Origin of the sequence: Mesotoga infera, from assembly GCA_011045915.1 — a bacterium.
GTDB lineage: Bacteria > Thermotogota > Thermotogae > Petrotogales > Kosmotogaceae > Mesotoga > Mesotoga infera_D.
This window is the reverse complement of the sequence record DSBT01000353.1, coordinates 1-2,868: the sequence shown is the minus strand read 5'-3', so window position 1 is coordinate 2,868 and position 2,868 is coordinate 1. Positions and strand designations below refer to the sequence as shown.

Here is a 2,868-nt window from a genome sequence, read left to right as displayed (position 1 = left end):
TTCTCCGGGCATTGCGACCTGGCGTGGTCTTCGCCAGCCTTGCGTCCACTGATGCTTTTCAGTGCAATGCGTCCCACCGAAGGTGGCATCACTTCCGCCGATGTTTTTCGGAGCACCACTTCCTCGCGCCAGCGAGCCTCACTTCCTGCCGGCGGCAGGCTTGCGTCTTATTCCGCTCTTTCCGACCCGCCCGCAACTCCCGACCCCGGCCTTTTGACATCTCTGCAATTCAGAGTTCTTCTTGCTGTGGGTTCATATACTTTCAAGGATTATAATTTGTTGTAACTAGAAGGAGGTGCGCTATGTCAAGAAAGATTGCATTGGTGTCTCTATCACTTCTGATAATCTGTATTATTTCTCTGGCTGTGAATGAGATTTCGGGCACTTCGAAAACAGATTCTGTTGAAGTGGATGGTAAGCGAATAGTCTATACAGTAACGGCGGGACTGCTTCCGGTATTTGATAATGATGGAAATGAGCTTGCTAGAATATTCAGTGTTTCCTACGAGAGAATGCTGGATGACGAAGACTCGTCTAGACCCATAACATTCGCTTTCAATGGCGGTCCCGGAGCCGCAGCTATGTTTCTACATTTAGGAGCATTTGGTCCAAGGGTAGTCGAGAGAAGTGGAGATGGTACAGGTCAGCCCGTGCCTCCCTTCAAACTAGTGGACAATCCGTTCACCCTTCTTGACATAACTGACCTTGTCTTCATAGATCCTGTTGGTACGGGTTATACAGAAGTAGTGAATGGTATTGATCCGAGAAAATTCTGGGATGTGAAGGAAGACGTTGCGGTAATTGGCGAGTTCATTCAATCGTATCTGGACGCAAGAGGCAGAAGGCGGTCGCCGATCTACATCCTTGGTGAGAGCTATGGAGGCGTTAGAGGATCATACCTCGCAGAGCACCTTCAGGATATCGGTGTTTATCCTTCTGGATTGATTTTCATCTCTCCTGTCTTAGATCTCGGAACGATTCAATGGAGCTCGATGGAGGACAAGGCTTTTGCTCTCTCAATTCCGGCCTACGTCGCTTCTGCCTGGTATCACGGTAAGGTTTACGGTGAGCTGGAGACTCTTGTTGAAGAGGCAAGCAGATGGGTGAAGGAGGAGTATTTGAGAGCGCTCTGGGAGGGAAACAATCTCGCCGACGATAGAAAACGGAGTATTTCGGAGACTCTGGAAAAGCTTACAGGGATCAGTTCATATGCTTTCTATGAACGCGATCTAAGGATGAGTCAGGCTGATTTTTCGACATTGCTGCTTGAAGAAATGGGCCGATCTCTGAGCGTCTATGATTCTAGAATTACTGCGATTGGACCCTATGTAGGGGATTCCAACGATGGAACAATGTTCAATCTATCGGGTCAATTGAAGACCTGCGCAAATGACTACATCAAGAGAGAGATAGGATATGACACAAATCTTCCTTACAAGAGCGGGAATGCAGAAGTGTATCTGAACTGGAATTGGGAGAGTGGAGTGGTTGAGCCGGAAATGCCCGACTCTCTCAATCTGGGCTTTCCGGATGCAAGTAGCGCTCTCTCAGATGCACTGACTAGAGCTCCCTATCTCAAAGTCTTCATCGCTGGAGGAAGGTTCGATCTTGAGTGTCCTTTTGAATCAGTCTCATATAGCATTGATCATCTCAAGATCTCGGATTCTCTTCGTGACAATATCATTCACAAAGTCTACGAGGGCGGCCATATGATCTATGTTAATCCCGAGGCTCTGGAAGAGCTGAAGAAGGATTTGAGATTCTTCTACGAAAATTGAGGTTCTCTCTAAAAACTAATGTTGGCGGAAAAGTCGTATTAATTGATCTTGGGAAGTCTCATGAGTTCAGGATGAATCAGGTGTTGAGAAAGCAATGGCCAAAGACATGAATCCGGTCTGGCTTCATACTACTAATTGGAGTTATTACAAACTGTTGTATAATTGAATGTGAATCTTCTTTTTCTCGTTTTCCAATTTGTTTTCCATTTGGGCGGTGATGCTACGAATGTCTTCATCAATAATCGTTGTGACTGGAATGTCAGGCGCCGGAAAGTCTTCGGCGATAGACGTGCTTGAGGATTTTGGATTCTTCTGTATGGATAATGTTCCTCCTTCAATAATCGAAGAACTCGTCAGTATGATTGGAGAGCAGGAAATCGATAAGAGCGCCGTTGTTATTGATATCCGAACTGCAAAAAAATTTGGTGGAATAGAGAAGGTAATTGTAAGTCTTGAATCGCTTAAGAAAAGAGGATTAAGTATCTTGTCGGTTTTTCTCGATGCGGAGGATGATGTACTGTACTATCGCTATCAAAAGACCAGGCGTGCACATCCCTTGCAGCAAGAGAAGGGGCTTGAAGAGGCCATTCAGAAAGAAAGAAGTATCATGGAGCCTCTGAAACACCACTGTGACCATGTTATCGATACTTCAAGAATGGATATGAAAGAGATGAAAGAGGCAATTGTTTCTATAATTGGAGGAAAGGGGTACGCGTTTCCACCAATGAGAATTGAAATAGAGAGTTTTTCTTACAATGAGGGAGTCCCTCATGATGCCAACCTGATTTTTGATGTAAGATTTCTTCCCAATCCTTATTATTACGAAGATCTTATAGAGCTCACGGGAATGGATAGGCAAGTAAAGGATTATCTGGAGAAGTTTCCTGAGATAGAAAGTTACTTCAATACCGTTTTAAAACTGTGCAGAATGACGATTGATGGATTCGCTGGAAGTGGAAGAAACTTCATCAAGATAGCTGTTGGCTGTACTGGGGGCAAGCATAGATCTGTTTACATTGCCGAACGTCTATATGAAGCGCTCAAAATCGATAGCGTGAGACTTTCGCTTGATCATAGAGAGCAGAAGGTG

General features: G+C 45.0%; 2 protein-coding genes and 1 pseudogene. 2 read left to right on the top strand and 1 reads right to left on the bottom strand.

Going from position 1 to position 2,868, the window contains the following annotated elements; all coding sequences use genetic code 11:
• Positions 1 to 86 precede the first annotated feature (86 nt).
• Positions 87 to 158: pseudogene (locus ENN47_11615) on the bottom strand (hydrolase-like protein).
• A 144-nt stretch (positions 159 to 302) separates the two neighbouring features.
• Here ENN47_11615 and ENN47_11610 point away from each other — a divergent pair.
• Together ENN47_11610 and rapZ are read left to right on the top strand one after the other, a co-directional pair.
• Positions 303 to 1,778 (top strand): hypothetical protein, encoded by a 1,476-nt coding sequence (locus ENN47_11610; GenBank protein ID HDP78798.1) that lies wholly within the window; start codon positions 303 to 305, stop codon positions 1,776 to 1,778.
• A 226-nt stretch (positions 1,779 to 2,004) separates the two neighbouring features.
• A partial coding sequence (gene rapZ / locus ENN47_11605) for an RNase adapter RapZ (protein HDP78797.1) occupies positions 2,005 to 2,868 on the top strand: 864 nt, incomplete at its 3' end.

Coding starts and splice junctions, on each gene's coding strand:
- ENN47_11610 (HDP78798.1), top strand. CDS start 303: ATGTCAAGAAAGATTGCATTGGTGTCTCTATCACTTCTGATAATCTGT.